Origin of the sequence: Parapedobacter composti (assembly GCF_900112315.1) — a bacterium.
Classification (GTDB): Bacteria; Bacteroidota; Bacteroidia; order Sphingobacteriales; family Sphingobacteriaceae; genus Parapedobacter; species Parapedobacter composti.
The window spans coordinates 25,342-49,905 of sequence record NZ_FOLL01000004.1; the positions used below are offsets into that span (position 1 = coordinate 25,342).

20 protein-coding genes are annotated in these 24,564 nt (G+C 51.0%); 10 read left to right on the forward strand and 10 right to left on the reverse strand.

Going from position 1 to position 24,564, the window contains the following annotated elements; all coding sequences use genetic code 11:
* Positions 1-32 precede the first annotated feature (32 nt).
* From gap to pfkA, 3 genes are read right to left on the reverse strand one after another with little or no spacing between them, the layout of a single operon-like run.
* Positions 33-1,028: a type I glyceraldehyde-3-phosphate dehydrogenase gene (gap, locus tag BM030_RS06215; RefSeq protein ID WP_090972320.1), complete on the reverse strand. Its 996-nt coding sequence runs from the start codon at positions 1,026-1,028 to the stop codon at positions 33-35.
* A 7-nt stretch (positions 1,029-1,035) separates the two neighbouring features.
* On the reverse strand, positions 1,036-1,884 hold the full coding sequence (locus tag BM030_RS06220) for a hypothetical protein (protein ID WP_090972322.1): 849 nt from the start codon (positions 1,882-1,884) through the stop codon (positions 1,036-1,038).
* On the reverse strand, positions 1,881-2,864 hold the full coding sequence (gene pfkA, locus BM030_RS06225) for a 6-phosphofructokinase (RefSeq protein ID WP_090972324.1): 984 nt from the start codon (positions 2,862-2,864) through the stop codon (positions 1,881-1,883). The genes BM030_RS06220 and pfkA overlap by 4 nt, the downstream gene beginning before the upstream one ends.
* Before the next feature lie 244 nt (positions 2,865-3,108).
* Here pfkA and BM030_RS06230 point away from each other — a divergent pair, with 244 nt between their 5' ends.
* The 5 genes from BM030_RS06230 (at position 3,109) to BM030_RS06250 (ending at position 10,259) form a co-directional block, all read left to right on the forward strand.
* Positions 3,109-3,807, forward strand: a complete 699-nt coding sequence (locus BM030_RS06230; protein ID WP_090972326.1) for an NUDIX hydrolase — start codon at positions 3,109-3,111, stop codon at positions 3,805-3,807.
* Positions 3,808-3,997: 190 nt separating this feature from the next.
* Positions 3,998-4,591, forward strand: coding sequence for a TetR/AcrR family transcriptional regulator (locus BM030_RS06235; protein ID WP_090972328.1), 594 nt, complete (start codon positions 3,998-4,000; stop codon positions 4,589-4,591).
* Between the two features lie 33 nt (positions 4,592-4,624).
* Complete coding sequence (locus tag BM030_RS06240; RefSeq protein WP_090972692.1) at positions 4,625-5,980, forward strand: TolC family protein; 1,356 nt, start codon at positions 4,625-4,627, stop codon at positions 5,978-5,980.
* Positions 5,981-5,999: 19 nt separating this feature from the next.
* Entirely contained in the window at positions 6,000-7,061 is a 1,062-nt protein-coding gene (locus BM030_RS06245) for an efflux RND transporter periplasmic adaptor subunit (protein WP_090972330.1), read from the forward strand.
* A 24-nt stretch (positions 7,062-7,085) separates the two neighbouring features.
* The gene (locus tag BM030_RS06250) at positions 7,086-10,259 is read left to right on the forward strand and encodes an efflux RND transporter permease subunit (protein WP_090972331.1); all 3,174 of its coding nucleotides are present in this window, start codon (positions 7,086-7,088) and stop codon (positions 10,257-10,259) included.
* A 38-nt stretch (positions 10,260-10,297) separates the two neighbouring features.
* Here BM030_RS06250 and BM030_RS06255 read toward each other — a convergent pair whose 3' ends face one another.
* Positions 10,298-12,919: a valine--tRNA ligase gene (locus BM030_RS06255; RefSeq protein WP_090972334.1), complete on the reverse strand. Its 2,622-nt coding sequence runs from the start codon at positions 12,917-12,919 to the stop codon at positions 10,298-10,300.
* A gap of 104 nt (positions 12,920-13,023) precedes the next feature.
* Between BM030_RS06255 and BM030_RS06260 the strand changes: the two genes are divergently transcribed.
* Entirely contained in the window at positions 13,024-13,884 is an 861-nt protein-coding gene (locus BM030_RS06260) for an EamA family transporter (RefSeq protein ID WP_090972336.1), read from the forward strand.
* A gap of 29 nt (positions 13,885-13,913) precedes the next feature.
* Here BM030_RS06260 and BM030_RS06265 read toward each other — a convergent pair whose 3' ends face one another.
* The 3 genes from BM030_RS06265 to BM030_RS06275 are packed head-to-tail and all read right to left on the reverse strand — an operon-like array spanning position 13,914 to position 17,687.
* Positions 13,914-14,810, reverse strand: a complete 897-nt coding sequence (locus tag BM030_RS06265; RefSeq protein ID WP_090972338.1) for an MORN repeat-containing protein — start codon at positions 14,808-14,810, stop codon at positions 13,914-13,916.
* 47 nt (positions 14,811-14,857) lie between these two features.
* Complete coding sequence (locus BM030_RS06270; protein ID WP_170845650.1) at positions 14,858-15,685, reverse strand: DUF2490 domain-containing protein; 828 nt, start codon at positions 15,683-15,685, stop codon at positions 14,858-14,860.
* Position 15,686: 1 nt separating this feature from the next.
* Positions 15,687-17,687, reverse strand: a complete 2,001-nt coding sequence (locus tag BM030_RS06275; RefSeq protein ID WP_139215829.1) for a hypothetical protein — start codon at positions 17,685-17,687, stop codon at positions 15,687-15,689.
* A 379-nt stretch (positions 17,688-18,066) separates the two neighbouring features.
* Here BM030_RS06275 and BM030_RS06280 point away from each other — a divergent pair, with 379 nt between their 5' ends.
* From BM030_RS06280 to BM030_RS06290, 3 genes are all read left to right on the forward strand, one after another.
* A complete protein-coding gene (locus BM030_RS06280; protein ID WP_090972344.1) occupies positions 18,067-18,684 on the forward strand; it encodes an IMPACT family protein in 618 nt (205 codons plus the stop codon).
* A gap of 71 nt (positions 18,685-18,755) precedes the next feature.
* Complete coding sequence (locus tag BM030_RS06285; RefSeq protein ID WP_090972345.1) at positions 18,756-19,310, forward strand: YeeE/YedE family protein; 555 nt, start codon at positions 18,756-18,758, stop codon at positions 19,308-19,310.
* A complete protein-coding gene (locus BM030_RS06290; protein ID WP_090972347.1) occupies positions 19,307-19,720 on the forward strand; it encodes a DUF6691 family protein in 414 nt (137 codons plus the stop codon). Before BM030_RS06285 ends, BM030_RS06290 begins: the two co-directional genes overlap by 4 nt.
* Positions 19,721-19,733: 13 nt before the next feature.
* Here BM030_RS06290 and BM030_RS06295 read toward each other — a convergent pair whose 3' ends face one another.
* Both BM030_RS06295 and BM030_RS06300 read right to left on the reverse strand, forming a co-directional pair.
* Positions 19,734-22,193, reverse strand: coding sequence for a TonB-dependent receptor domain-containing protein (locus tag BM030_RS06295; protein WP_090972349.1), 2,460 nt, complete (start codon positions 22,191-22,193; stop codon positions 19,734-19,736).
* A 100-nt stretch (positions 22,194-22,293) separates the two neighbouring features.
* Positions 22,294-23,106 (reverse strand): helix-turn-helix domain-containing protein, encoded by an 813-nt coding sequence (locus BM030_RS06300; RefSeq protein WP_090972351.1) that lies wholly within the window; start codon positions 23,104-23,106, stop codon positions 22,294-22,296.
* A 185-nt stretch (positions 23,107-23,291) separates the two neighbouring features.
* Here BM030_RS06300 and BM030_RS06305 point away from each other — a divergent pair, with 185 nt between their 5' ends.
* A complete protein-coding gene (locus BM030_RS06305; RefSeq protein WP_090972354.1) occupies positions 23,292-23,831 on the forward strand; it encodes a DUF4142 domain-containing protein in 540 nt (179 codons plus the stop codon).
* On the opposite strand, the gene BM030_RS06310 is transcribed toward BM030_RS06305, so the two are convergent.
* Entirely contained in the window at positions 23,809-24,501 is a 693-nt protein-coding gene (locus BM030_RS06310; RefSeq protein ID WP_090972356.1) for a DUF4386 domain-containing protein, read from the reverse strand. The genes BM030_RS06305 and BM030_RS06310 overlap by 23 nt on opposite strands.
* Positions 24,502-24,564: the final 63 nt, after the last annotated feature.

Here is a 24,564-nt window from a genome sequence, read left to right on the forward strand (position 1 = left end):
GGAGCTTTTGTCAGTTAGTCGTTCCGCCGGGATTAAAACTTACCGATTAATTCCACCAGATCCACCAGCTTGTTTGAATAACCCCACTCGTTGTCATACCAAGACACGACCTTCACGAAGTTGTCATTCAGTGAAATGCCGGCTTTGGCGTCGAAGATAGAAGTGCGTGCATCCCCCAAGAAGTCCTGTGACACCACATCGTCTTCGGTATAGCCAAGGATGCCTTTCAGTTCGCCTTCGGCAGCTTCTTTGAAGGCTTGCTTGATTTCCTCATAGGTAGCGGGTTTTTCCAGGCGTACGGTCAAATCCACTACGGAAACATCCGCTACCGGTACCCGGAACGACATGCCCGTAAGTTTACCTTTCAGTTCGGGCAATACCAGGCCCACAGCCTTGGCCGCGCCAGTGGAAGAAGGGATAATGTTCTGGTAAGCCCCGCGTCCGCCGCGCCAGTCTTTAACAGACGGACCATCTACGGTTTTCTGGGTGGCGGTAACGGCGTGGATGGTGCTCATTAGCCCTTCAATGATGCCAAACTTATCATGCAGTACCTTGGCAAGCGGCGCCAAACAATTGGTCGTGCAGGAAGCGTTGGATACGATGGTTTGGTCGGCTTTCAGTTCCTTGTGGTTTACGCCCATCACAAAAGTGGGTGTATCGTCTTTAGCCGGGGCTGACATGACCACCTTCTTGGCACCCGCATCGATATGTTTCTGGGCCGTCTCTTTGGTGAGAAACAGTCCGGTGGACTCGATGATTACCTCGGCGCCCACCTCGTTCCATTTCAGGTTGGCCGGATCCTTTTCTGCGGTTACCCGGATGGTTTTTCCGTTGACAACCAGGTTGCCGTCTTTCGCCTCCACGGTACCGTCAAAGCGGCCATGCGTAGAATCGTATTTCAGCATATATGCCATGTAATCCGGGTCTACCAGGTCATTAATCCCTACAATCTCAACGCCTGGACGGTTGATTGCTGCCCTGAATGCTAAACGGCCAATACGGCCGAATCCATTGATTCCAATTTTCATGTTGATATTAGTTTTTATTTAAATAATATTTCAATAAATTATGTATCGGTTCCCTTACCACGGTGCTGATGGCAATGCCGTATTGACCGGCGATTTCCCGAAGCCACTCCTCATAACCGGCAGCCACGCTCCCTGTGAAGTTAACGGGCAGTCCGGGGTATTGTTTTGTGAGCGGCAGCAGATAGGTCTCGATATACAGTTTAAAGCCCTTATGGATTAACTTCTTGATAAAGCGGTGTTTATGGTTTTCCATTACAAAATCGGCAAACGACGTCAGGAAAAGGGCCGGATTTGCCTGGTTGTACACCTTATCAAGTATAATTTTGCGATCAAGGGGGTACCTTGCCACAAACCGTTCCCGCAGGTCTTCCGGCATGGTTTCACTGAGAAAACTTTTCAGCAGCATGCGGCCGATCCAGTTGGCTGACCCTTCATCGGCCAGGATGTAGCCCAGTCCGAAATTATTGTCCGCCGTCTTTTTCCCATTGAAGTAGGCCGCATTCGCACCGCTGCCTAATATACCGATAAGACCTTTTTCATCGCCGAACGTGGAGCGGGCAGAGGCATTGACGTCATGATCGACCGACACCCTGGCGTGCTTAAAAAACTGGTTGAAAACAGCTGCTATTTTATCCTTCCGCTCGCGGGAGGAGGAGCCTGCTCCGAAAAAATAAATCCGTTTGATCTGCTCGGCATAGTTAATCAAGGTATTGTTCTTGTTCAGCAGTTGCAGGATGAAGCGCTCGTCGTGCAGATAGGGATTAATGCCCATCGTCCGGAAGCCGGTCACAATTTTTCCCTTGTCGGCAAGCCGCCAATCCGCAAATCTCGAACCGCTGAATACCACTGCTATCATATCGATAATACGTCCATCATTTCAAGCATGTCTTCACTTAGCTTAAACGCCTTATTGCCCAATGCTTCTTCAAGCGGCGTGGTCCTGATTTCATTGCCCCATAATCCTACCATCACCCGGTTGGCTCCGGCAAAGAGGTGGCGCACGGCGGCAAAGCCCAGTCTGCTGGCCAGCACCCGGTCGAAACTGCTGGGCGACCCGCCGCGTTGCAGGTGACCGAGAATCGTTACTTTGGTGTCGTAAAAATTAAAGCGGGCTTTCACCTCTTTGGCTACGTGGTAGGCCCCGCCGTTGGCTTCTCCCTCGGCCACGATTACAATGGTGGATGATTTATTGCCTTTGGCGGCACCTTCAAGCATCTTGCACAGCTCTTCAATAGCGGTATTCTTTTCCGGCAGAAGAATGGCTTCAGCGCCACCCGCAATGCCCGCGTTTAATGCAATGCATCCGGAATCGCGCCCCATCACTTCCACAAAAAACAGGCGGTCATGCGACGCTGCGGTGTCACGTATTTTATCAATTGCCTCAATTACGGTATTGGTAGCCGTGTCATAGCCCAGCGTAAAATCAGAACCATAAAGGTCGTTATCTATGGTGCCTGGCACGCAAACCACCGGGATGTCGTGTTCGCGCGAAAAGACCTCGGCTCCGGTAAACGTACCGTCGCCACCGATAGCGATGAGACCGTCAATACCCGCGGCTTTGAGGTTATCATAAGCGAGCTGCCGGCCTTCTTTCGTGCGAAAAGCGTCACATCGCGCTGTCTTCAGAATAGTACCACCCAACTGGATAATGTTACTTACCGATCGGCTGTTCATTTCCCAGAAGTTGCCATCTATCATTCCTTGGTATCCGTGGTAAATGCCGGTAACCGCCTTGCCGGCATACAGCGCCGTGCGGACAGCTGCACGTATACAGGCATTCATGCCCGGCGCATCGCCACCAGAAGTAAATATGCCTACTTTTGTTATGTCTTGCACTTTTCTGATAATCTTTTGTAAATTAGCAGCACGAATATAGTGTGTATTTATTACACTATCATAAATTTTTCAAGATTTATTTTTTCACTTGAAAGGTTTAAGTGAGCAAACTTAGCTAAATTGCCTTTTATATGCAAGTCATTGCAGCGGTATATATGGGCGGTTTAAAGACTGCTTTCTGCGGATAGCGGGTTATAACTGGAGAAATAAACAACACAATTAGTAAACAAATTATTCAACGGCTTTGCAAGCAAATTTACCACACCTTCAATCTACATTCACGACAGATTGCGTCATTTTCGGTTTTCACGAAGGAGCGCTCAAAGTGTTGCTCATTGAACGCAATGAGTATCCTTTCAAGGGATGGTGGGCATTGCCCGGCTTTTTCGTAGATCACAGCGAAACCATTGATGATGCGGTAAAACGGATTCTATACGAGCACACCGGACTGCGGGGTATATTTATGGAGCAACTGTATACGTTTGGCGATCTGAAACGGCATCCGCAGGGGCGTATCATCACCGTGGCTTATTATGCATTGCTGCGGCTGGATGATCTCAAGAGCCAGCCGGAGCCGGTAACTGATTATGCCCGGCAGGCCGTGTGGCATCCGTTGGACGACCTGCCGGAACTGGCTTTCGACCACAGGCATATCATTGACAAAGCCATCCAGAAAATCAGGCGAAAAATCAGCTATAGCCCCATTGCCTTTGAATTGCTGCCTGAAAAATTTACGCTTACACAGTTGCAGCAGCTTTATGAGGCGATTTGGGGACGGAAACTTGACAAACGCAATTTCCGGAAAAAGATGCTGAATTACAACATTTTAAAGGAACTTCCCGAGTTCCAGCGCGGCGTTTCTTACCGGGCCGCGCGGCTATACAAGCTGGATAAACGCAAGTATGCCAAAGTTTTTCAGAATGAATTGACATTTAGCCGTTGACCCTGCCATAGGGTTGTCACCCGCCACTGTTTTCTTTGCACGCCTCTGCTACCCCGGTCAATGTAAATACTGTGTCATAAAATCCAGCGCCCGGATAGGACATAGTATTTTATTCTTTGTGGTGTGCTGGAGAATTTATACTTTTGACCGATTTTTAAGAAAAGTCAAAAAGTAAAATGGAAAATTACGGATGATAGATGATAAGAAGAGCCAGATTATAGCGGCAGCGTTGAAGCGGTTTTCCCATTTTGGCATTGCCAAGACTTCGATGAGTGAAATTGCAGATGATTTAAAGCTGTCCAAAGCTAATCTGTACTATTATTTTCCCGACAAATTCTCATTGATTGAAGCGATTGTCTATCAGATTATGGAAGAGACGGATGTTTCTGTTGAGCAGGCATTGGCGGAGATACCGGATACGTTGGCATTATTGATAAAGATGCTGGACTTAAAAAAGGAGTACTTTGAAAAATATTACATGCTGGTGATTAACCTGCATGAGATGAACATAAGCGAAGAGAAATGGCAGTCTTTGTCTAACCAGCTGTTCCAGCGGGAAGTCCAGACCATTTCCCGCATATTTAAAAAGGGAATTGACAGCGGGGAACTTGTAACATTTGACGTTGCTACTACGTCTGAACTGTACGTCGCCATGATTCGTGGACTTGCTTTGTTTTGTGACCATGCAGCACCGCATGCGCTGATAGACAAAGCGGAATTGGTACGGATTATCCAAAAACAGAAGCAAGCTGCTTACATCTTTGTCAATGGCATTAAAAAATAGTTTGCACAGCAAATTCTAATGAATATCAGATATATGAAAATACGATTGTTTTTAGCCGCCCTGGTAACGGGCATATTAAGCATCAATGCGTTGTCTGCGCAGGAAGTGCTTACGTTGAAAGATGCACTCAATTATGCACTGAATAATAGCGAGGCATTGCGCAAGGCAAGGTTGGAAATCGAAGGCGGCCGCCATAAGGTGGCTGAAGTGAGGGCGTCTGCCTTGCCTCAGATTGACGCTGTAAGTACATTGACCAACAATTTACTGGTACAGCAATTCGTTTTGCCTGCTGAGTTCATGGGCGGAACACCGGGCGAATTTGTTGCGATAGAGGCTGGACAAACGTGGAACGCCATGTCTCAAGTACAGCTTAATCAGCAGATTTTCAATCAGCAGGTATTCACTGGTTTAAAGGCGGCCAAAAGTTCAGAGGAGTACTATCGATTGGCTGCTCAGCTGGCTGAAGAGAACCTTATCCAGCAAGTGGCCACAAATTATTATCAGGTAATCATTACCAGGCAGCAGCTAAATGTTGTGAAGGCTAATATCGAACGGGTTAGTCAATTGGAAAAAACTACGGAAAACCAATTTAACCTGGGGTTGGCCAAGAAGATAGACCTGGATCGGATAAGGGTTAACAAGGGTAACTTGCGGGCGCAGTATGAACAACTGGAATACGCGGTTACGCAGCAGGAGAATCTGTTGAAGTATTACATGGGGATGCCTATTGCTCAACCGATCGTTATTCCCGAAACCGAGGTGAATAAGTTGGAGAGCGAGGCGGTGGTTAGCTTGGCCAATGGGACGTTTAATGTAGAACAGCTGGTCGACTATCAAGTACTGAAGCGGCAGGAAGATCTCCTCGGGCTGCAGCGTAAGTCGTATGTTGCTGAATATTATCCTACATTGTCCATCAGCGGGAATTACCTGTATAATTCACAAAGTAACCGGTTCAACTTATATTCGCCCAGGGCGCTGAATTATGATATGTCTGCCGTTACCTTGAATCTTCGTATCCCGATATTTGATGGAAATGCGCGTCGTTCAAGGATCAGGCAGGCCGATGTGGAGCTGCAAAAAATCCATGAGGACCTCCGCAATACGTCCAATGCACTGACGATGGCCTATGAAAATGCTAAAATCCAAATCAAGAACAGCTTGAATACCATTGAATCACAACGGGCCAACAAGGAGTTTGCCGAAGAGGTTTTTAAGAGTACCCAAAACAACTATCAAAACGGGTTGGCCAGCCTGACCGACCTGCTTACCGCCGAAACGGACTTGGTGGCTGCACAGAACAGCTATAACGAAGCATTGCTGAATTATAAAGTGGCTCAAATTGAACTGGTCAAATCAAACGGACAAATCAAATCATTAGTAAACGAATAAATCATCATCATACGTAAACATGAAACGAGTAATCATTACCATCGTCGTCGTCATCGGGGTATTGGCCCTTATCGGATGGGTGTTAAGTAAAAATAAAGCGGAAAATGAGGCCAAAACTGCGGTAGTGGCTGAGACGGGTGGCGCGATTGTCGTCAAGACCGCCGAGGTAAGCCGGCAGCCCATTGTGCTGGATTTTTCGGCCAACGGTAATTTCGCGGCCAATCAAGATCTCCTGCTCAAGTCGGAAGTGAGCGGCCGCGTTACGCGTATTCTGGTCAAAGAAGGCGCACGGGTAAGCAGAGGCCAGACACTGGCTTTGGTTGATCCGGAACTCTCCAGCCTGGATAAGCAGGCTGCAGAGGAGGCGCTGCAGAAGCTGAAAACAGATTATGCGCGTTACCAAAGTTCTTACGAGACCGGTGGAGTTACCAAAGCCCAGCTGGATGAAATTGAATTACAGCTTCGCAACGCCGAAATTAAGTTGCAACAGGCTAACCGCCGTGTGGCCGATGCGAACATCAAGGCACCCTTCAGCGGTATCATTAACAGCAGGCTTATCGAAGTCGGTGCTTATTTGTCTCCGGGTACCGACTTGTTCGAAATTGTGGATATTTCCCAGCTTAAACTGAAGGTTACTGCCAATGAAACCCGGGTGGTCAACCTTAAAGTGGGCGATAAGGTGACCATTACGAGTACCGTATTCCCTGATAAAGAGTTTAGCGGTACGGTAAGTTTCATCGCAGCCAAGGCAGATAATTCATTGAATTATCCGGTGGAAATCACCGTTAACAACGCTGCTGCATCCGAGTTGAAAGCAGGCATGTATGGTACGGCACATTTTAGGTTCTCCCAGCAACAACCTGCCATCCTGATACCGCGTGGTGCATTTATCGGCGGCGTCAACAGCAACCGCATCTATGTGCTCGGTAAAGATACAACTGCGGTACCCCGCGAGGTGATTGCCGGAAGAATTTTTGGCGAACAGGTGGAAATATTAAAGGGGCTTGAGGAAGGTGAGACCGTTATCACCAGCGGACAAATCAATCTGTCTGAAGGTGCCAAGGTACAGCCTCAGGACTAATATGGATTTTATATCTTATCTAACATGAAGATAGCAGAAATATCAATTAAACGCCCGTCCATTGTTATCGTGGTCTTTACCGCGCTGACACTGCTGGGTATCATGAGCTACTTCTCGTTGAATTACGAGTTGCTTCCCAAATTTACGCCCAGCGTGGTGTCTATTACCACCATTTATCCCGGTGCTTCGCCGAGTGAGGTGGAGAACACAGTCACCAAAAAGATAGAAGACGCGGTCGCTTCAATGGAGAATATCAAGAAGCTGGACGCTACATCGTTCGAGAGTTTGTCGATGGTCGTCATCGAGCTTAATAGCGGTACGGACGTAGACTATGCATTGAACGATGCGCAGCGGAAAGTTAATGCGATTTTGTCCGAACTGCCGGATGATGCGGAGGCGCCGTCTTTGGCAAAATTCTCCATGGATGACCTGCCTATCCTGTCGTTGGCTACCACGGCCAATATGGATGATGCAGCGTTCTATGATTTGATAGACAAGCGCATCCAGCCGGTATTGTCCCGGGTACCGGGTGTGGCTCAGGTTAATCTCATCGGCGGACAGGAGCGCGAAATCCAGGTGAGCATCGATGCGTCTAAGCTGGAAGGCTACGGCTTGTCTATCCTGCAGGTGCAACAGGCGATCCTGACGTCTAACCTGGACTTCCCTACGGGCAGCGTAAAGACACAGAACCAGGATATATTGGTGCGCCTGGCGGGCAAGTATAAATCGGTTGACGAACTGCGGAACCTGGTCGTGGCCAATACGGCTACGGGCGGGCAGATACGTATTCGTGATATCGCCGATGTACAGGATGCGCAGAAGGACGTTGAAAAAATTGCCCGCGTAGACCAAAGGAGTGCGTTGCTTCTGCAGGTACTGAAGCAATCCGATGCCAACGCCGTGGAAGTAAGCCGCGGTACGCAGGCGATTATCGCTAACCTGATGAAGACCTACGAAAAGGAAGGCCTGAAAATTGAGGTCGCAAACGACAGCTCAACTTATACACTGGAGTCGGCCAATGCCGTTATCTTTGACCTGTTTTTGGCGGTGTTGCTGGTAGCGGTGGTGATGCTGTTCTTCCTGCACAGCTTGCGTAACGCGGTGATTGTAATGGTGGCCATTCCGGTCTCACTCATCGCTACGTTCATTGGCATCAATCTTTTCGGCTTTACGCTCAACCTGATGTCGTTATTGGGGCTTTCGCTGGTGGTGGGTATCCTCGTGGATGACGCCATCGTTGTTATCGAGAACATCTACCGCCATATGGAAATGGGCAAAAACAAGGTAAGAGCGTCATTTGACGCAGCCAAAGAAATCGGCTTTACCGTTATTTCCATTACGATGGTTATTGTGGTGGTGTTCCTCCCCATTGCCATCAGTACCGGTATGGTGTCAGATATCCTGCGCGAATTCTGCGTGGTGGTCGTTATCGCTACGTTGCTCAGTCTTGTGGTGTCGTTTACCATTGTGCCGTTGCTCACATCACGCTTCGGAAAACTGGAGCGGGTTTCCGATCGTACGATTTTCGGCCGTTTTATCCTTTGGTTTGAAAATCAGCTGCACCGGTTTACCCGTTGGGTGACCAGCGTATTGAAGTGGTCGCTCAACCATAAGGCTATTACACTGGTTGTGGTTACGCTGCTGCTGTTTGCTTCTTTCGGGCTGCTGGCCGGTGGCTTCATCGGCGGGGAGTTCTTTGCGCAGGGCGACCGCGGTGAGTTCCTGGTACAGATCGAAATGCCCAAGGATGCTTCCATCGAACAGACCAACCAGATGACGCGCAAGGCGGAAGAGTTCCTCGCTTCCAAACCGGAGGTTGTTTCGCTTATTGCAACGGTGGGGCAGTCCAGCGACGGTTTTGCGGGCACTCAGGCTACCACTTACAAGTCTGAAATCACCGTGAAGCTGGTCGGCAGGGAAGAGCGGGAAGACCCCAGCAACATTTATGCTGCCAAACTGAAACGGGAGATGGAAAGAATATTGGTAGGTGCCAAGATAAAAACCGTTCCCATCAGTATCGTTGGTTTTGCTGAACAAGCGCCATTGGAAATGGTGGTTATGGGATCGGATTTGGACAGTGTGCTGACCTATGCCGAGGGCATCCTTGACCGGCTGCGCAAGATACCGGGAACTTCTGAGGCGAAACTTTCCGTTGAAGGCGGCACGCCGGAAATCACGGTGGAAGTCGATCGCGATAAAATGGCGGCACTCGGGTTGAATCTGCAGACCGTGGGTGCAACCATGCAGACCGCGTTTAACGGCAATACCGATGGCAAATTCCGTTCGGGCGAATACGAATACGATATTAATATCCGTTTTGACGATTACGACCGTAAGAATGTAGATGACGTAAGGAACCTGCAGTTTGCCAATGATAGGGGGCAGTTGGTGCGGCTGTCGCAGTTTGCTGCGGTACGCGAGGGTTCAGGACCAAGCCAATTGGAACGGCGCGATAAGAGCACGTCGGTAAAAGTACAGTCGCAGGTTGTTGGCCGCCCCGTAAGTGCCATTGCCGCAGACCTGGAAAGCCAGCTGCCTGAAATCCGCACGCCGAGCGGGGTAAGCTTCGTCTGGAGTGGCGATATGGAGCAGCAATCGGAAGGATTCGGTACGCTGGGCATTGCGCTGATCAGCTCCATCCTGCTTGTCTATTTCATTATGGTGGCGTTATACGACAGTTTCGTTTATCCGTTTGTGGTGATGTTCTCCATTCCGCTGTCTATCATCGGGGCATTGCTGGCATTGGCGCTCACCAACAATACGCTGAATATCTTTACCATTCTTGGATTGATCATGCTGATTGGTTTGGTAGCTAAAAACGCCATCATCCTGGTCGACTTTACCAACCATTTGAAGGCGGAAGGCAAGTCAACGCGGGAAGCGCTGATTCTGGCCAACCAGGCGCGTCTGCGGCCCATCCTGATGACCACCATCGCAATGGTATTCGGGATGCTCCCGATTGCCATCGCCACCGGGCCGAGCGCCGAATGGAAGAACGGATTGGCCTGGGTTATTATCGGTGGGTTGATCAGTTCGCTGTTCCTCACACTCATCGTGGTTCCGGTAATGTACCAGATCATGGACAACATCCTTCATCGGTTAGGGCTGGATAAAAAGGGACGGCCCATTAGCGACCTCATGGTTGAGGAGTACGTGCACAAGGAAGTGAAGGAATACGAAGACGAACCGGCGGTATAATAGCTGCTATCGGATAATATATAATACTGGCCAGCCCCTTAAAGGCTGGCCAGATTTTTTTGCAACAGCACTATCTTTGCCTCAGCATCGGCTTTCTTGTTCCGTTCATTGGTCACGATCTCTGGCTTGGCATGCTGCACGAAGCGCTCATTGGCCAGCTTGGCATTCACGGATTTCAGGAATCCCTGCAAATACTCGATTTCTTTGGTGATGCGTTCTTTCTCGGCTTCTACATCAATGTTCTCCGCAATGCTTACGTAGAACTCGTCCTTGCCCACGAGGAAACTGGTTGCCCCGGTCTGTTTTTCACGGACGAAACTGATGGCCGATACGTTGGCCATTTTCTGGATGCTGTCTGTGTAACGGCTGTAATCGATATCCGACGAGGCGTTAATGGCCAGGGGCAGCTGCACCTTCGGTGATAGTTGCTTGGCGTTGCGCACATTCCGGATTTCAGACACCACCTGCTGGAATACGCAGAATTCGCGGAGCGTACGCTCGTCGGCCGGCCCTGCGGCAGGGTATTCCGCCACGATACAGCAGTCGCGCTCATCCCGCTGACCGAACAGTTCATCGTGCCAGAGCTCTTCACTGATAAACGGCATGAAGGGATGAATCAGCTTCAATACCGACTCAAAGAAACCTTTGGTGGCGTCAAACGCTTCTTGGGCGATGGGCTGTTGGTAAGCTGGTTTCACCAGCTCCAGGTACCACGAGCAGAAATCGTCCCAAACCAGCTTATAGGTGGTCATGAGTGCGTCAGATATACGGTAGCTTGCGAAATGCCCATCTATCTCAGCCAGGGCCTGGTTAAAGCGGTTGCTGAACCAATATGCCGCTTCGCGCTGCGCATCGGATATAGGCAGGTCAGCCACTTGCCATCCCTTTACCAGGCGGAATGCATTCCAGATCTTATTGGCAAAGTTGCGGCCCTGTTCACAATAGGCCACGTCAAACATCAGGTCATTGCCGGCAGGAGAGGAGAGCAGCATGCCCACGCGCACACCGTCGGTGCCGTACTGTTCCATCAATTCGATGGGGTCGGGCGAATTGCCGAGTTGCTTTGACATTTTGCGGCCCTGCTTGTCGCGCACGATACCGGTGAGGTAAACGTTTTTGAATGGCGGTGTTGCCCGGTACTCATGCCCGAAGATGATCATGCGGGCCACCCAGAAAAAGAGAATTTCGGGAGCGGTTACCAAATCGTTGGTCGGGTAATAGTAGCGGATGTCCGCATTGTCTGGATGGCGGACGCCGTCGAATACCGACATGGGCCATAAGCCTGAGGAGAACCAGGTGTCCAGCACATCGTCCTCCTGGCGGATGCCCTCGGCCGATTTGCCCTCCGCTTCAAACAGCGCCCGGGCTTCATCCTCCGTTTTGGCTACCACCCATTCGTTGCGGGCATTGTACCATGCCGGAATGCGCTGGCCCCACCATAGCTGGCGGCTGATGGTCCAGTCTTTGATGTTTTCCATCCAATGGCGGTAGGTGCTTATAAATTTATCGGGGATGAGTCTTACCTCGCCGTTAAGTATATAGTCCACCGCCGGCTTGGCGAGCTCACTCATGCGGCAGAACCACTGCATGGATAGGCGCGGTTCGATGGCCGCGTCCGTACGTTCTGAAAATCCGACCTGGGATTTGTAGGGCTCTGTCTTTTCGAGTTGTCCGGCTTCATCGAGCAGCTTGGCCACGGCCTTACGGGCTTTGAACCGGTCTTCGCCCACCAGTATTTGTGCTTTTTCGTTCAGCGTTCCGTCCTCGTTAAGGATATCTATCACCTCAAGGTTATGCTTCAGGCCCAGTTCATAGTCATTCAGGTCGTGCGCGGGGGTTACTTTGAGGCATCCCGTGCCGAACTCCATGTCGACATACGCATCTTCGATGATCGGAATTTCGCGGTTGATGAGCGGCACGATTGCCGATTTTCCTTTCAGGTGAGCATACCTGGGGTCGTTGGGATTGATGCACACCGCCGTATCGGCCATGATGGTTTCCGGCCGGGTGGTTGCAATGGTCAGGTACGTGTCTTCTTCGGTATCTTTCACCTTGTAGCGCACGTAGTAGAGTGTCTGGTTCACCTCGCGGCGGATCACTTCCTCATCCGATACCGCCGTCCTTCCCTGCGGATCCCAGTTGACCATCCGTACACCCCGGTAGATGTATCCTTTCCGGTACAGCCGGATAAACGTGTCAATCACCGCATCCGAAAGATCCGGTTCCATCGTGAAGCGCGTCCGTTCCCAGTCACACGAAGCCCCCAGTTTCTCCAATTGCTTCAATATGATGCCGCCGTATTTTTCCTTCCATTCCCACGCGTAGTTAAGAAATTGTTCACGTGTCAGGTCCTTTTTACTGATACCCTTATCCTTAAGCATCGCTACCACTTTAGCTTCCGTGGCAATGGAGGCATGGTCCGTGCCGGGTACCCAACAGGCGTTTTTACCCTGCATGCGGGCGCGGCGGATGAGCACATCCTGGATAGTATTGTTGAGCATGTGCCCCATGTGCAGCACCCCGGTTACGTTGGGAGGGGGCATCACAATGGTATACGGTTCGCGTTCATCAGGTACAGAGCGGAAAAAGCCCTGTTTTTGCCAATAGGTATACCACTTGTCTTCAGCTTCCCGTGGGTTGTATGTCTTTGTGATGCTCATGGAGTTGTTCGCATTTTTAAGGGACGCAAACTTAGCCAAACTTAGCAATTAAAGCAAAAATAGACCGCATTATCCTTAACTTCGCCGGCACAAACCTCAGGTATATGGTATACGTATTACTCAGCGTGGTCTGTAGTGTTACCGTCTCTGTCATTCTCAAGCTGGCCAGGCGGTACCATGTGGATACCCGGCAGATTATCGCCTGGAATTATCCGGTTACCGTTTTGGGGAGCTGGGCCGTGCTGCGGCCCGATTTCAGTGACGTTGTTATCACGGAGGCCCCGGTGGGCATTTACCTGTTGCTGGCCGTACTGCTTCCGGGTATTTTCGTGCTGCTCAGCGCATCCATCCGCCACACCGGCATTGTCCGTACGGAAGTTGCGCAGCGGCTTTCGCTGTTTATTTCGTTGCTGGCTGCGTTTTGGCTGTTCCGTGAAGCCCCCCATACCGGCAAGCTCATCGGTGTCGCGGTAGGGTTCGCGGGCATTTTATGCAGCATCGGCTGGCACCGGGGGAGTAACCAATACGGTCTCAACCACCGGGTGTGGCTTTATCCGCTATCCGTTTTTTTCGGTTATGGTTTGGTCGATATTCTGTTAAAGATCATTGCTCAGCATACGGGCACGCCGTATACCGTTTCGTTGTTTATCATCTTCTGCCTGGCGATGCTGGTCGCCTTTGGCTACCTGGTTGTTATTTTACAAGGCAAGGGACGGTTTTCCATGCATGCTGTATACTGGGGGTTGGTGCTGGGAGCATTTAATCTCGGCAATTTTCTGTTTTACATGAAGGCCCACCGGGCGTTGCCCGAAAATCCGTCCACCGTATTCACGGGCATGAACGTGGGAGTCATTACCCTCGGTGCCCTTGTCGGCTTGGTTTTTTTCCAGGAAAAATTATCACGGATCAATAAAATAGGGGTAATCTTGGCCGTTGTATCCGTATTGATTATCGCCTATTCGTGAATGACCAGCGAAGCATTTTTGGACTTCGGCTATTTCTTTAGCGGCTTGTCATCTTCCCATAAACCATCGTAGCTGATATTGCCATCCGGATCGTAAAGTATCCCTCGGCCATTGCGTTTATTGTTTTTCCAGGTGCCCTCATACCGTTCGCCGCTCGGCCAGGTATATATGCCGGTTCCTTCCCGCTTATCCCTGTTGAACTCACCTTCATACCGTTCACCGTCCGACCAGGTGTATGTTCCCTGGCCGTGCCGTTGATTGTCTGCCCATTCTCCTTTATAAACGCCGCCGGAATGTTCCCATATGCCGGTGCCGAATCCGTGCGCCTTGTTGTTTTTGGTTTCGCCCAGATAGTGGATGGTGGCCCCGTCGGGGTTATTGACAACCAGCACCTGCATTTGAGCTTTCCGCTCCAAAGCCCGGTTGCGGTCGCGTATCTGCCGGCCGAGCTCGGTTATCCGGCGGTTTAGGCTGTCGGTCAATTTTGCGGATGCACGGTGCAAGCTGTCATGCTGCCGGCGCAGCAGGTTCAGTGAATCAATAACAGGCTGGCTTACCGTTCGAAAGCCGGTATCCAGTTCCAGGTTGTGTTGACGCTGAGCGATCCGGTGCGTTGCGTAATCGATACGGCTTTCCAACATATTCGTGGCGGCCGGCTGCGCGGTTTGGAGCAACTGCCGGTAAATCTCGAGCGCTTGCTGGTAATGGCCGGCAAAGAGTAGCCCATCGGCGTTGGAAAGGCCGGCAATGCTGTCACACGGGCCCTCGCGGGGCGGGGATTGCGCCGCCACGGCGCGGAGCCGTTCATTATCTGCGGCCAACCGTTGCCTGTTTTGATAAACGAGCACCAATGCCAGTATCAGGCCCCCGATAATGGCGGCGAGTATGATTAACGCAGTAGTCGGTTTTGTCTGTTTTCCATTCATCGCAAAATTACTTTAGTAAGCATGTTCACGTCGCTAATGCGGGGGTGTCAGTCTTCCAAGCGTGCGCCGGGAAACCGCGCTTCCTTTTTCCGAAAATCCAACGATATGTAAACATTCGTCCGCAATATCCACCGGGACGTGTACACGTAGCCAGCATCCAATGTCTGGCCGGTGGTATACATCATGCCTACCGTATATTTCAGGCGCGGGTTTTGGATGTAACCGATGGATGGATTGATGCGTAGGTCTTCCATTGGGCTATCAACCACCGGTTTACCGCTTTGCATGATAATTTCCACATCAGGCGTAACGAAAAATGTTCCCGGAATTAGCCGACGGTTGTTAATGGGTATATTCATGTAAAATTTATACCGCCAACGGTTTCGGAATATCCAATCGGCCCCTACGGCGTTGGAACGGCTCCACCGGTGCTCGATACGTACCCGGTGGTAGGCCATGTTGCCGCCAAAAGGCATGGCAAAGAGGTATTCGTGCCAGATGCGGGGCTCCAGCACAACATCTTCAAACTCCGGATTTCCCGGTTGAGGTGTAAAGTTGAGGCGCAAGACCGGTCCCAATGAAATGCTCAGCCGGTCGTTTACCAGGTAATTCAGGGCGTGGCGGTTGTATATCTGGCCCATCCTCCCCACATAGTCGGTGTCTCCATCACCTACGCGCCGGTAGTGGAACTGCGCATCCCAGAACAGCCGTTCGCTTAGCCGGAACCGCCCGTAGAAGCCGTTCCACAAGGCAGTGCTGGTTGGCTGGGTAATGGCCTGATTGGGCCGGCTGTCTTGGGCGTAACCGGTCGCGTTCAGGGCAAGTATAAAAATCAGTAAGCATAACGCTATAGCATTCAGCTTGTTGGTCTCCATCTCAATTCTTTGTTTGCAGTTCGGTAGCGGGCATGCCTTCCGGACGGAGGCCCAGCAGTTCAAGACATTTATGCACATCGTTCCGGGATTTTCGCAGGTGGTTTTCCAGCGTCTTGGTATCTTCCTGCCGCAGCTCGGCCATCCTGTTCAGCAGCTGTTCCAGTGGGTTGAGCCTGGCGGATAACCCATCGCAGGACAGCTGCCGCCGTGCGTTTGCCCACACGTACGGCAAGACCGTTTCCTCGAAGGCCCGGTAGAGCCGTTCTTTTACCAGCTCGTCCATATAGGTGAAGGTGTAGGGGTTCCAAATGGAACGTGTATATTGCTGATCCAACTGTTCTAACCTGCTGTTATAGTCGACCAGTGCATGGTACAAACCGAGATATTCCGAGTAGCAGTGTTGTAAGGAATCTACTGCGAGTAGGCGCTGGTAGATGTCAAGTGCGGCGTATTCCTTGAACGATGTGTCGATAAACCGTTGTACGGAATCACGCATTTCCCTATGAAGCTGATTATAATCCCCGCGTTGCGTTGCATTGTTAAACCGCTGGATGACCGAATCCCGCAGGCTAACGAGTTTACGTTCCTTTTCCTTAAGGTCGCTTTGCGCCTGGTAATCGTCAAGTGTGCCCTCCATCCGGCTGATGATCGCTGACACATCGTCGAATACCGACGTGAGGTGCTCGTTGAGCGTGCCAGCATTGAATGCGGTCGGCGCCGGAGGGAATCGATGACGGCTCGATAGTTTTTCGTTCTGAAACGCATACCGCACGGTATCCGGATAATGGATGTCCACTGCATTGTGAGCAAGGATAGCATCATGATCCACGTATTCAGACGCTTCATCAGCCAGAAAGCGGATGACCGGCGCAATTTGGTTCAGCCGGTCGCGGTAGATGCTCAGCACCTCATAATAACGGCTCAGGTCCTCATTAGTGAAACGCCCCATCTCGGTATTGGGATTATCAAAAAAGTCGTCGATAAGGCTCTGCACTTCGGTAAGCAGCCGTTCATTGCTTTGATTCAAATATGTTTCCGCTTCCGAAAAGGAAAACTTGCTCACTTTCACCCGGATCGGTGGCACAGGGTCGCTGCCACCCGCGCCATGCCACACGTTGCTATCGCGGTAGCCCGCCGGCCGTATGAACACGCGTTCCAGGAATTCGTTTGCCCTGGAAATGTATTGTTGCGAGCTGTCAATATCAATCACACCGCTGATGGCCGTGGTGTCCATCACCACGTTGGTATAGCCCAGCGCGCGGAAGTAAGCCCTGGTTGCCGGGAAACGGGTGAGCAGCCCCCGGCCGCTCCTCGCCAGCGTATCAAATCCAATATGCCGGATTTCCAGCAGGTGATCATCCAATTTATAATAGTGTTTGCTGAAAAAGCCGTGATCATAGTGCCGTAATTCCTGGATTGAACGGCCACTGCCGGTGCGATGGGTGAATAGCCAGTCTCCGTTGGGAAATCCCTCTTCATCAAACTGCCCCTCCACGCGCATGTTGCGGGTGAAACCGATCAAACGGCCGGTAATATGTCCGTCGTGGTAGTGTACTTTCGAATAAAACGAGGTATCCACCGGACGGGATTCGGCAATACGCCGGATAACCAGTTCGTAATCTCCATGCGCCCGGCCGTTATGGAAGTTGGCGTTGATCAGCCATTCCGTGCCGGAAGCGTCATAGACGATTTGGCCGCCGGTAGTTTGAGCTTCCCCCGCAACGGCATATCGGCGGAATGCGTATTTCCAAGGGCCGTGTTTCAGGGCGTTCCGGAAATTGCCGTCGAGCACAAGCCCATGGATCGAGTCTGTTTCCCGGTAATGTTCCACAAAATGGCGGAAGATAAACCGCCCATCTTTAATCGTGTCGCCCTGCTGTAACCGGTATTCGAAATCGGCTACACCTACCAGCGAATCGCGGAGAACGTATCGGCCCTGATAGCGCGAAAGCTGCTGGGCATGCAGGGATAGTATGTTAGCTAATAGGAAAAAGAAAGTCAAGTGGAGGCGGTATGGCCAGCCTGGATGGCTTGTAAACATGTGACGGTATGCGTGACGGATATGACGGATATACATAAGTAAAACGCCCGGCCGGCATTCGATGATGCCAAACCGGTATTTTCGTAACTAAGGTTGCTGCTTAAGCAAGAAGAAAACCACAAAACCGGTGATTTCGCCCCAGAAACCGAAACAAAATAATGCCGCAGTGAATGATTTTTGGGAAAAAAAATAATTCATTAGCAGCTAAGCGGTTAAACATCGTCTTGAACTCCGGTCAAATTTATTGTTTCCAAATCATTCCCCATTTTGTGGAGCTTGGTCAACACCGGAAAAGCGATAAAATATCGCCAATCCATAAATTTCGGATAACTTTGGTCCCGTGAATCTGTTTGACGATACATACAAGACCATCGATACGCCCGCAGAAGGCCTGTTTAAAGACAAGGGCAGCAAGTTCATTGCCTATGCCTATCCGTTGAAGGACGAAGGGGGCGTCAAGGAGCAGGTTGCTTCGTTGAAATCCCTGCACCCCAAAGCCCGGCATCATTGCTGGGCATACAGGCTTACGCCGGACCGTTCTGTCTTCCGTATCAATGATGACGGCGAACCGGCCGGCACGGCAGGGCGCCCTATCCTGAATGTACTGCTGTCATACGATGTAACCAACATCCTCGTGGTGGTCGTCCGCTACTTCGGCGGTACGCTATTGGGGGTTCCGGGGCTTATCAATGCATATAAGACCGCCGCACAGGAGGCTTTGGAGGCAGCCACTATCGTCACGGCCACGGTAGGCGATGTATACCGGCTGACCATCGATTACGAGCGGCTGAACGATGTCATGCGTATTGTAAAGGAAGAAGGACTAACCGTGGTCAAGCAGGATTTTGACAATCGCTGCCTGTTGGAATTGGAAATCCGGCAGCAGTCAGTGCAACGGGTGTTGGGCAAGTTAGCCAATGTGCAGGGACTAACACACCGTTACTTATATACTCGTTAATTGCCGCGCTACGTAAAGCGATGCGGTGCATATCCAGAAACCTTATATTTGTATAGCAATTAAACACAGCTATGGAATCATTATCAGCACCCTGGCCCTGGTACGTGGGCGGCAGCCTGGTGGCCGCCATTATGCTTATCCTTGTACTGCTGGGCCGGTATTTCGGATTTTCGTCTAATTTCCGGACGTTATGTGCTGCCTTGGGAGCAGGCAGGCACTGCAGTTTCTTTGACTACGACTGGAAAGCCCAGCGATGGAACCTATGGTTCCTCGTCGGTGCAGTTATCGGTGGATTCTTGTCGGCAAATTACCTGTCAGACCACCATGTCCCCGATATCTCGGCAACAACCGTCAGCCAATTGCACCGGATGGGATTCGCCAGCGCGGGCGACGCTTATTATCCCATCGAGCTATTTGATGTATGGACGGTCAGGAATATTGCCATTATGGCTGTTGGTGGACTGCTCATCGGGTTTGGCACCCGTTATGCCGGGGGATGTACTTCCGGCCACGCGATTTCTGGGTTAAGCGATCTGCAGTGGCCTTCGCTGGTAGCCGTTGCTGGATTTTTCATTGGCGGACTGTTAATGGTTCACTTATTGTTCCCCCTTATCTTCAAGTCATGAGATACACACTTTTTATCCTGTTAGGCATCGTATTCGGCATCGTGATGTATAAAGCCGAGGCTGCCTCTTGGTTCCGCATCTATGAGATGTTCAGTTTTCAATCGTTTCACATGTATGGGTTTATCGGCACGGCATTGGTTATCGGGATAGTTGGCCTTCAAATCATCAAACGGAGGCAGGTCAGGGATATCGATGGCAGGGCTATTACCTTGCCTCCGAAGCAAAAGTCCCTGTCCCGTTACCTCATTGGCGGCATAGCATTCGGGATGGGGTGGGCGCTGGTAGGTGCATGTCCGGGGCCTATTTTTGTATTGCTCGGATCAGGATTGTATGCAATGCTCATCGTTATTGCATTTGCGATTTTAGGCACTTACGTATATGGAATTATCCGCAGCAAACTACCGCATTAGCCCTCAGCTGGCGTCAGAACTCTTTTTCTCCGAATTCGCTGCGCGGCAGTTTAAAGTCGCGCGTCAGTCTGTTTAGGTTAAAGGAAAGATTAACCATAACTACATCAACCTCATAAATATAATTTGTGGTTGTGTAAAAGTCCGGAGCCCAGGTGGTTATCCGTTGCTCGTTGCTCGACAATAAACCCATACCGATGTTCTGCCACTGCACCAGTGCGGTGAGCGCGCCGTCCATAAACGTGTGTTTCAGTGAAAGGTTCGGTGAGAGAAACCTGGAGTCTTCCCCTTGTACGGTGGGCCGGTCTGACAGGAAATTTACATTACCCTGTATGCTGAAACGCCGTGTCAATTGTACATTCGCGTTCGCGTTGATGGTATATACCCAAGCGGCATTTTCCAACCTATCGGCATAGTCAAGAATCACACCGCTTGTCCGGCTCTTGTATACATTAGTGCCTAAATAAAGCTGAGCCCACTTCACCGGGCTATAATTTGCACCGAGTTCGATACCCAGCCGCGTAGCCCGTTCGGCATTGGTATATACCCGGTTCAGTATGGTATCCGCAAATACGTTATTGACCCGCTGTATCGGATTTTTGATATCCTGAAAATACACTGTCGTAAACCACGAGCCCTGTTTGAAATTCCGTATAGCACCCAGTTCAGCCAGGTAGATAAACTCCGGCAGGAGATTTGCGTCGCCCTGTTCCAACGTTTCGGAGTGTTCTCTTTCGGGAATGGGGTTCAGCTCAAAATTGTTTGTACGTTGTACGCGCCGGCTTATTCCCGCCCTGGCTTTCCAGCGGTCATTGAATGTGTATAGGGCATTTGCTGAAGGAAAAAGGTTGTGCAGTGTCAGCTTATGTTCGCTCACATCCACGGATTGTACGTTTAAATCCCTGTCAGCATATTCATAACGCAGTCCGCCCATGTATTCCAGCCGCGCGCTGTTGCCCGAATACTGGGTATAAACCGAGTGAATCTGGTTCACCGCTTTCACCTTGCCGGTAAATTCAGGAACCACCGCAAAGTCCGCGTTGTTCATTTCACGCACGCGGTACACAAAATTCCCGTCCTGGTCATCCCGTCGGTATTGGTACCCGCTTTCCCATTTTCCCTGTCCGAGGGGTGTGCTAAAGTCTACTTTCCCACGGAATCCATTCAACGGATTGGTATAGGTACTTACCGTGTTTTGTATGGTATCAACGCCCTCAATATTGCGGTTCAAGGTAGAACCGTACAAATCGGCCCGCTCATACAGTACAGTGAAGCTCAAAGACGCCCCGTCGGCGAACGCATGCGTATAGTCCAGGTTGCCCAGCACAAAATCTCCCTGTTTATTCTGCAAGTTGGCATTGAAATACCGGCTCCGGCCAATAACAGCGCCCGTATTGATGTCCGTTGTCGTGTTATCATAATGGATATCGGCAATGCGATCCTGAAATTTATGACCGGCGAAAAAACCTATTGAAAACTGGTTACGTTCATCCGGTTTGAACCCCACATTGAATCGCCCGCCGTAATTATACTTGTCGAAGCTACGCTCGCCAAGCGACGGGAAAGCGGTGCGCCTGTTTCCGGTAATGGTATATACATCACCGTCCCTTAGTCCCGCATTATCGTTTCGAAGGTAATTTGCACTCGCTGTAAGGTCCCAAGCTCCCCGGCGGTAGTTTATCGTCATGTCAGCGCCGTGGCGCTGTTGGCGTTCCATATTGCCGTAGTCTTCAATAGAAGGCAAGCCGCCCTGTACGTTGGCAACAAGTGCGAACCCATCATCCGCTCCGGCTTTAGTGATGATATTGATAATGCCGCCGCGGCCATCGGGGTCGTACTTCGCCGAAGGCGACGTGATGAGCTCAATGTCCTCCACCTGGTTGGCCGGTATCTGGCTCAGCATGGTAGCTGCATCCGCCTGTACCGGCTTTCCATTGATGAGTACAAGAAATCCCTGTGCCCCGCGCAAGGTGATCTGGCCCTGTCCGTCTACCGAAACGGAAGGCATGTTGCGGATCACGTCGATAGCCGTTCCGCCTTTTGCTGCCTGGAACTGTTCCGCCTTATAGACCTGTTTATCAATTTTGTTTACCTGCTGCAGCTGCTGCCCGGTCACCTGCACCTCATTGAGCAACTGTTGGTTGGCCAGAAGGCCAATCCGGCCGAGGGCGACATGCTGCTGGCCGTCGCCGATGACGATAGACGAAGATGCTGCCGGTTCGTAGCCCAGAAACTGCAAGCGCACCATGTACGTTCCGCGCTTCAGACCCTCGAAACGGAACAGGCCGTCCGCATCGGAAAGCTGTCCGTTTACCAACGACGAGTCTTTCATGGAGTACAACGAAACACTCACGAATCCCAGTGGGACTCCAGCCGCCTCGTCAAAGGCGGTACCCGTGATGGTTCCCGTTTGGGACATGGCATGCAGGGTCATCACTACGGCAAGGATAACAGTTAGGAGGGCTTTTCTCGTCATTTGGTCATATCATTTTCCGTGGGCAAAGGTAGCGCAGCATCATCTGCAAATATGGTCAATTTGAAAATAACACGGTATAATTGCTCGGCAGTCCTAAGGGCTAAGCCAGTCGGCGGAACGCAACCGGGGTGGTTCCGGTATGCCGTTTAAAATACTTGATAAAATGAGAGCTATCCCCGAAGTCAAGTTGGGCGGCAATTTGGCTCACGGTCATATCGGTGTACAGCAATAGACGTTTCGCTTCGCTCGTAAGGTGACCGGCCAGCACGGCTGCCGCAGATTGGCCCGCTGCCCTGCGGCACACGGCGTTCAGGTTCTGTGGCGTGGTGTTGAGCAACGCGGCGTAATGGGCCACGCTATTCTTCAATACATGGGTTTGTGCCAGCAATGCCTCGAAGCGCTGAAACATATCGGTAGGTACTCCGCGCTGATGTTCGTCTGCGCGTGCATATTGCAGCACCTTCGCAAGCAGCGCCTTGAGCAGCCCTTCCATTACCTCGTTGCGATGTGGAAGCGTCTGTTCCCATTCCCTGAGCAGGAGCGCGAAGAGCGAAGCTACCGCCCCCGGTTCAGGGATATGCAAGCACGTGTGTATACTCGCTTTCCGGAGGATATCCTGCAAGGATTTATCCAGACTATCATCAACATACTGTTTTTTGATAATGAGTACGTAGCCTTCGGGCTCGCCCTCCAGCTCCCAATGGTGGATTTGCTCTTTCCGGATGATGAACAGTACGGGCGGATCTACCGCATAACGCTTCCCGTCAATGGTATGCCAGCCCGCGCCTTTGGCGAGCCAGACAAACTCAAAATAGCTGTGGTGCTTGTGAGGGGCGGTGTTGCGGATATCCTTGCGGAACTCCGCTACTTTGATAAGCTGGTGGCTGTCAATTTTGTTTTTTACGGTAAGCATGTGAAAAAGTGCTCGAAGATACAACTACGGTTTTGCAAATCCTATGATAACTGCATATTGAAATCAAAAACGCTTTATGTCTTATCGTGGCATTGTGAACAAATCGGTTTTTCATAAAATAAAACATCTGGTTTGCATGCTTGTTGGCTTATGTGGAAGTGATTCATAATGTGAGAACCTGAACGATGGCGATACGTATAAGTTTAATTTGGTTGTGGGCTCCATGTGTGCTGCTATCGGTGGCACGGAATGATGGCGGACGCGAGACAGGCCGTCTGAGTGATGGCGAATTTGTAGCATGGGCGGTCAGCGCAAGCCGGTTTGAAATTGAGGCAGGTGGGCTGGCTTATGCAAAAGCCGCAGACAACGGTATGATGGAGTACGGGCGTTTGCTGGCCTCCGATCGCGGCGCAATGTGTGCAGAACTGGCCATATTGGCTGATTCGGGCGGCTGGGATCTGCCTGACGGTTTGATGGCCAGCGAACAACGCATGCTAACAGCCTTAGGCGGGTTGGAAGGAGAGGCCTTTGAACGGGAGTTTATGCATAGCATGGCACGCCACCGGGACGATATGGTGGCGTTGTTTGAGTGGGCAACGGGACCAGAGGGAGTACGGGACGATGAATTGCGGCACTGGGCTGCAACAAAACTTCAAGTAATGCAATCGTGCTTTTGGCAAGCGCCGGCCCGAACGGGCAGTATCACCGTGGCGTCTGCCCGCTAACCGGAGTAGCTATCGCCCGGGCGCCGGAGGCCGGTGCAAACCCTTTAATGATAAGCCAGGTGCCCAAGGCTACCTCAAATAGGCTGCTGGGAATAACCAGGTAACTGCCTATGTCCTGGCCGAACCACTCAAACAGCAAACCTGCCAACAACAACAGATACATACTGATGCCCACGGCCGGTATTACTACCGGAACAAGGTGAAAACGCCAGAGCAGGTAGCAGAGGCCTAAACTGCTGATGGCAAGGGCAGCCATGGCCAGTGGATAACCGTAATAGTAGAAAGCTTCGGTTGTGGTGACCAGCGCTTGAAAATGGCTGGCCGGGGAAGGCGCGGTTAACGAACGGCCAATCATGGACTGCGATAGTACCGATAACGGACTGATTGCAAGAACTACCGCCTCAAACGATCGGGCACAAAGATAGCTCAGGGCGATACACTTGCTTAACGTTCTGAGCAGGGGATGGAGGAGTATGCCAAGGGCAGCAATGGCGATACAGTCGAGCACAAGCAGGATACCGCCGGTGTATAGCATGCGATCTGCCGGCGCACCGGGGGTATACAGCCCCCCTGCAACTGCCGCTATGAAGTAGCTGCCAAACCCGTGCGCAAAAAAGGGAAGCAGGAACAGGGCGCCGATAACGATGGAGTAATGTCTATGCAATTGCATAACATAGGTGTTGTTATGCAGGCAAAACTATATGCCGGAGACTGAATCTCCATTGACATAGGT

What these genes read in the sequence shown, in the direction of transcription:
- BM030_RS06240 (WP_090972692.1), top strand. Translation starts at nt 4,625, where the DNA reads ATGAAAATACGATTGTTTTTAGCCGCCCTGGTAACGGGCATATTAAGC.
- BM030_RS06295 (WP_090972349.1), bottom strand. Translation starts at nt 22,193, where the DNA reads ATGACGAGAAAAGCCCTCCTAACTGTTATCCTTGCCGTAGTGATGACC.
- BM030_RS06235 (WP_090972328.1), top strand. Translation starts at nt 3,998, where the DNA reads ATGATAGATGATAAGAAGAGCCAGATTATAGCGGCAGCGTTGAAGCGG.
- BM030_RS06245 (WP_090972330.1), top strand. Translation starts at nt 6,000, where the DNA reads ATGAAACGAGTAATCATTACCATCGTCGTCGTCATCGGGGTATTGGCC.
- BM030_RS06255 (WP_090972334.1), bottom strand. Translation starts at nt 12,919, where the DNA reads ATGAGCATCACAAAGACATACAACCCACGGGAAGCTGAAGACAAGTGG.
- BM030_RS06250 (WP_090972331.1), top strand. Translation starts at nt 7,086, where the DNA reads ATGAAGATAGCAGAAATATCAATTAAACGCCCGTCCATTGTTATCGTG.
- BM030_RS06220 (WP_090972322.1), bottom strand. Translation starts at nt 1,884, where the DNA reads ATGATAGCAGTGGTATTCAGCGGTTCGAGATTTGCGGATTGGCGGCTT.
- gap (WP_090972320.1), bottom strand. Translation starts at nt 1,028, where the DNA reads ATGAAAATTGGAATCAATGGATTCGGCCGTATTGGCCGTTTAGCATTC.
- BM030_RS06260 (WP_090972336.1), top strand. Translation starts at nt 13,024, where the DNA reads ATGGTATACGTATTACTCAGCGTGGTCTGTAGTGTTACCGTCTCTGTC.
- BM030_RS06290 (WP_090972347.1), top strand. Translation starts at nt 19,307, where the DNA reads ATGAGATACACACTTTTTATCCTGTTAGGCATCGTATTCGGCATCGTG.
- BM030_RS06285 (WP_090972345.1), top strand. Translation starts at nt 18,756, where the DNA reads ATGGAATCATTATCAGCACCCTGGCCCTGGTACGTGGGCGGCAGCCTG.
- BM030_RS06265 (WP_090972338.1), bottom strand. Translation starts at nt 14,810, where the DNA reads ATGAATGGAAAACAGACAAAACCGACTACTGCGTTAATCATACTCGCC.
- BM030_RS06270 (WP_170845650.1), bottom strand. Translation starts at nt 15,685, where the DNA reads ATGGAGACCAACAAGCTGAATGCTATAGCGTTATGCTTACTGATTTTT.
- BM030_RS06300 (WP_090972351.1), bottom strand. Translation starts at nt 23,106, where the DNA reads ATGCTTACCGTAAAAAACAAAATTGACAGCCACCAGCTTATCAAAGTA.
- BM030_RS06305 (WP_090972354.1), top strand. Translation starts at nt 23,292, where the DNA reads ATGGCGATACGTATAAGTTTAATTTGGTTGTGGGCTCCATGTGTGCTG.
- BM030_RS06310 (WP_090972356.1), bottom strand. Translation starts at nt 24,501, where the DNA reads ATGCAATTGCATAGACATTACTCCATCGTTATCGGCGCCCTGTTCCTG.